Source organism: Allobosea sp. (assembly GCF_048595345.1).
Classification (GTDB): domain Bacteria; phylum Pseudomonadota; class Alphaproteobacteria; order Rhizobiales; family Beijerinckiaceae; genus Allobosea.
This window is the reverse complement of record NZ_JBMDWH010000013.1, coordinates 1-4,657: the sequence shown is the minus strand read 5'-3', so window position 1 is coordinate 4,657 and position 4,657 is coordinate 1. Positions and strand designations below refer to the sequence as shown.

The window sequence follows — 4,657 nt, the reverse complement described above, 5'->3', positions numbered from 1 at the left end:
CGCGGCTCGGCAGGGGCTGAGGGCTGCGCCCGGCCCGGTGCCTCAGCTGCGCAGGCCCGGCGCCTCCTGCCCGGTGCGGGCGACATATTCGGTATAGCCGCCGCCATAGGCATGGACGCCTTCCGGCGTCAGCTCCAGCAGCCGGTTCGACAGCGCGGCCAGGAAATGCCGGTCGTGGCTGACGAAGAGCATCGTGCCCTCATAGTTCGAGAGCGCGGTGATCAGCATTTCCTTGGTGGCGATGTCGAGATGGTTGGTCGGCTCGTCGAGCACGAGGAAGTTCGGCGGATCGTAGAGCATCATCGCCATCACGAGCCGCGCCTTCTCGCCGCCGGAGAGCACCCGGCAGCGCTTCTCGACATCGTCGCCCGAAAAGCCGAAGCAGCCGGCGAGCGAGCGCAGCGAACCCTGTCCGGCCTGCGGAAAGCGATCCTCCAGCGCCTCGAATACGGTGCGCTCCCCGTCGAGCACCTCCATCGCATGCTGCGCGAAATAGCCGAGCTTCACGCTGGCGCCGATCTGCACCGTGCCCGAATCGGGCTCGGCCGAGCCGGTGACGAGCTTCAGCAGCGTCGACTTGCCCGCCCCGTTCACGCCCAGCACGCACCAGCGTTCCTTGCGCTGGATCTGGAAGTTCAGGCCCTCATAGATGCTGCGGCTGCCATAGGCCTTGTGGATGTTCTTCAGGCTGACGACGTCGGCCCCCGCGCGCGGCGCCGGCTGGAATTCGAAGGCGACGGAGTGGCGGCGCCGCGGCGGCTCGACGCGCTCGATCTTGTCGAGCTTCTTCACCCGGCTCTGCACCTGCGCGGCATGGGAGGCGCGGGCCTTGAAGCGCTCGATGAAGTCGATTTCCTTGGCCAGCATGGCCTGCTGGCGGTCGAACTGCGCCTGCATCTGCTTTTCGGCGATCGCGCGCTGCTGCTGGTAGAATTCGTAATCGCCGGAATAGGTGGTCAGCGCGCCGCCATCGATCTCGATGATCTTGCCGACGATGCGGTTCATGAACTCGCGATCATGCGAGGTCATCAGCACCGCGCCCTCATAGCCCTTGAGGAAGGATTCCAGCCAGATCAGGCTTTCGAGGTCGAGATGGTTGGAAGGCTCGTCCAGCAGCATCGCATCGGGCCGCATCAGCAGGATGCGGGCGAGCGCGACGCGCATCTTCCAGCCGCCGGAGAGCCCGCCGACATCGCCCTCCATCATCTCTTCGCTGAAGCCCAGCCCCGCGAGAACCTCCCGCGCGCGCCCGTCCAGCGCATAGCCGTCCAGCTCCTCGAAGCGGCCCTGCACCTCGCCATAGCGGGTGATGATCTCATCCATCTCGTCGGCGCGGTCCGGATCGACCATCGCCGCCTCGAGCTCGGCGAGCTCGGCTGCGACCTCGCTCACCGGGCCGGCCCCGTTCATCACCTCGGCCACGGCGCTGCGCCCGGCCATCTCGCCGACATCCTGGCTGAAATAGCCGATGGTGATGCCGCGATCGGTCGAGACCACGCCCTCGTCGGGGGCCTCCTCGCCGGTGATCATGCGGAACAGCGTGGTCTTGCCCGCTCCGTTCGGCCCGACGAGCCCCACCTTCTCGCCCTTCAGCAACCCCGCCGACGCCTCGATGAAGACGATCTGCTTGCCGTTCTGCTTGCTGATGTTCTCGAGGCGGATCATGGGATAAGGGGACCTTGGAGGATGAGGTTGACCGCCGATCCCGTCATTGCGAGCAGAGCGAAGCAATCCAGGGGGGCCGGGTTGAACTGGAAAACCCAGTCCCCCTGGATTGCTTCGTCACTTCGCTCCTCGCAAGGACGGGGGGCAGACGGTGTCTGAGACCAGCGCTCTACGCGATGAAGCCCGGCGGGGAAAGGCCGCGCGGCGCCGTCAGGCGCAGATCGCCGCGGCCCGGGCCTCCGCCCCGCGCAGCAGATCGGCCGGCGCCAGCCGGATCTGCAGGCCGCGCTGTCCGCCATTCACATAGACCAGCGCCTCACTGAGCGCCGCCTCGTCGATGATCGTCGGCAGTTTGCGCTTCTGCCCGAAAGGGCTGACGCCGCCGACCTTGTAGCCGGTCAGCCGCTCGGCATCCGGCACCGGCATCATCGCCGCCGCCTTGCCGCCGAAAGCCGCCGCGACCTTCTTCATGCTCGCCTCGCGGTCGGAGGCGAGCACGATGCAGGCCGGCTTGCCGTCGACCTGCGCGATCAATGTCTTCAGAACCCGCTGCGGCGGCTCGCCCAGAGCCTCGGCCGCCTGCAGGCCGACCCGCTCGGCGCCGGGATCGTAATCATAGGCGTGCAGCGAGAAGGCGATGCCCAGCTTCTTCAGCGCGAGCGTGGCGGGCGTCGTCTGCGCCATGGTCCGGGCCGCCCGCCGTGCTCAGATGTCGACCGTGGCGTTCAGGGCGTTGGTCTGGATGAACTCGCGACGCGGCTCCACCACATCGCCCATCAGCTTGACGAAGAGGTCGTCCGCCTCGTCGTTCTGGTCGATCTTGACGCGCAGCAGCGAGCGCACGTCCCGGTCGAGCGTGGTTTCCCAGAGCTGCTCCGGGTTCATCTCGCCCAGCCCCTTGTAGCGCTGCAGCGCGACGCCCTTCTTGCCGACGGTCATCACCGCCTCGAACAGATCGGTCGGCCCGTTGATCGCGAAGGAATCGCCCTTGCGGCTCAGCGTGCCGGGCTTGGAATAGGCCTCCTGCAGCGAGGTGGCGGCGGCGTCCAGCCGGCGTGCCTCGGCGCTGGCGAGCATGCCGGAATCGACGGTGGCCGCCTGCTTCACGCCGCGCACCATGCGCGTGAAGACGAAGCCGCCATCGACGACCTTGCCCTCCCAGCCGCGCTCCAGCTCGTCGGAGATGAGGTCGAGCCGCCTGGCAATCCGGGCCGCGGCCTCGTTCGCCTGCGTCTCGTTGTCCTCGCTCACCGGGTGGAGCGCGCCGGCGATCGCCATCTGCTCGACGACGCGGCGGTCATAGCGCGAATGAAGCTGGCCCAGCGTGCCGCGGACCGTGCGTGCCTCCTCGATCAGCGTCTTGAGATCGGCGCCGCCGCGCTCGGCCCCGTCGCTGGTGCGGAACGTCGCGCCGTCGATCGTGGTGTCGATCATGTACTCTTCCAGAGCCCGCTCGTCCTTGAGGTAGACATGGCTCTTGCCGCGCGCCGCCTTGTAGAGCGGCGGCTGGGCGATGAAGAGATGGCCGGCATCGATCAGCTCCGGCATCTGCCGGAAGAAGAAGGTCAGCAGCAGGGTGCGGATATGGGCGCCGTCGACGTCGGCGTCGGTCATGATGATGATCTTGTGGTAGCGCAGCTTGCCGAGGTTGAAGCCGCCCTGATCGGCCTCGCCGCGCCCGATGCCGGTGCCCAGCGCCGTGATCAGCGTGCCGACCTGCTCCGAGGACAGCATCTTGTCGAAGCGCGCGCGCTCGACGTTCAGGATCTTGCCGCGCAGCGGCAGGACCGCCTGATATTCGCGCGCGCGGCCCTGCTTGGCCGAGCCACCGGCCGAGTCACCCTCGACGATGAAGAGTTCGGACTTGGCCGGGTCGCGCTCCTGGCAATCCGCCAGCTTGCCCGGCAGTGAGGCGATGTCGAGCGCGCCCTTGCGGCGGGTGAGATCGCGCGCCTTGCGGGCGGCCTCGCGCGCCATCGCTGCTTCCGCGACCTTGCCGACGATGGTCTTGGCCTCGGCCGGATGCTCTTCCAGCCACTCCGCCAGCGCCTGGTTGACGACGTTCTCGACGACCGGGCGCACCTCGGAGGAGACGAGCTTGTCCTTGGTCTGCGACGAGAATTTCGGGTCCGGCACCTTCACCGAAACGATCGCGGTCAGCCCCTCGCGGCAATCGTCGCCGGTGAGCGAAACCTTCTCCTTCTTCGAGATCCCGGAGCTTTCGGCATAGCCGGTGATCTGCCGGGTCAGCGCGGCGCGGAAACCGGCCAGATGGGTGCCGCCATCCCGCTGCGGGATGTTGTTGGTGAAGCACAGCACGTTCTCGTGGTAGCTGTCGTTCCACCACAGCGCGACATCGACGGTGATCCCGTCTTTCTCCGCGGTGAGCGTGATGGGCTTGTCGAGCACGGACGACTTGGCCCGGTCGAGATAGCGCACGAAGGCCTCGACGCCGCCTTCATACATCAGCTCTTCGCGCACCACCTCGGCATGGCGGGCATCGGTCAGCACGATGCGCACGCCGGAGTTGAGGAAGGCGAGCTCGCGCAGGCGCCGCTCCAGCGTCTTGTAATCGAACTCCACCATGGTGAAGGTCTCTTGCGAGGGGGTGAACGTCACCTCCGTGCCGCGCTTGTCGCCTTGAGGTCCGACAGCAGCGAGGGGGGCGACCGCCACGCCGTGGCGGAACTCCATGAAGTGCTCCTTGCCGCCGCGCCAGATCCGGAGCTTCAGCGAGATGGAGAGCGCGTTGACGACCGACACACCGACGCCATGCAGGCCGCCCGAGACCTTGTAGGAATTCTGGTCGAACTTTCCGCCGGCATGGAGCTGGGTCATGATGACCTCGGCCGCCGAGATGCCTTCCTCGCTGTGGATATCCGTCGGGATGCCGCGGCCATTGTCGCTGACGGTGACCGAGCCGTCGGCGTTCAGCGTCACGGTGACGAGGTCGGCATGGCCGGCGAGCGACTCGTCGATGGCGTTGTCGACC

General features: G+C 67.2%; 3 protein-coding genes. All 3 read right to left on the bottom strand.

All coding sequences use genetic code 11. The features are described from left to right. Positions 1-42 precede the first annotated feature (42 nt). Positions 43-1,665, bottom strand: a complete 1,623-nt coding sequence (locus ACOJTB_RS01675) for an ABC-F family ATP-binding cassette domain-containing protein (RefSeq protein WP_420100779.1) — start codon at positions 1,663-1,665, stop codon at positions 43-45. Between the two features lie 210 nt (positions 1,666-1,875). Continuing rightward, a complete protein-coding gene (gene ybaK / locus ACOJTB_RS01670; RefSeq protein ID WP_420100778.1) occupies positions 1,876-2,349 on the bottom strand; it encodes a Cys-tRNA(Pro) deacylase in 474 nt (157 codons plus the stop codon). Between the two features lie 21 nt (positions 2,350-2,370). Next, positions 2,371-4,657 (bottom strand): DNA topoisomerase (ATP-hydrolyzing) subunit B (gene gyrB, locus ACOJTB_RS01665; RefSeq protein ID WP_420100777.1); only part of this gene is annotated, 2,287 nt, incomplete at its 5' end.

Coding starts and splice junctions, on each gene's coding strand:
- ybaK (WP_420100778.1), bottom strand. CDS start 2,349: ATGGCGCAGACGACGCCCGCCACGCTCGCGCTGAAGAAGCTGGGCATC.
- ACOJTB_RS01675 (WP_420100779.1), bottom strand. CDS start 1,665: ATGATCCGCCTCGAGAACATCAGCAAGCAGAACGGCAAGCAGATCGTC.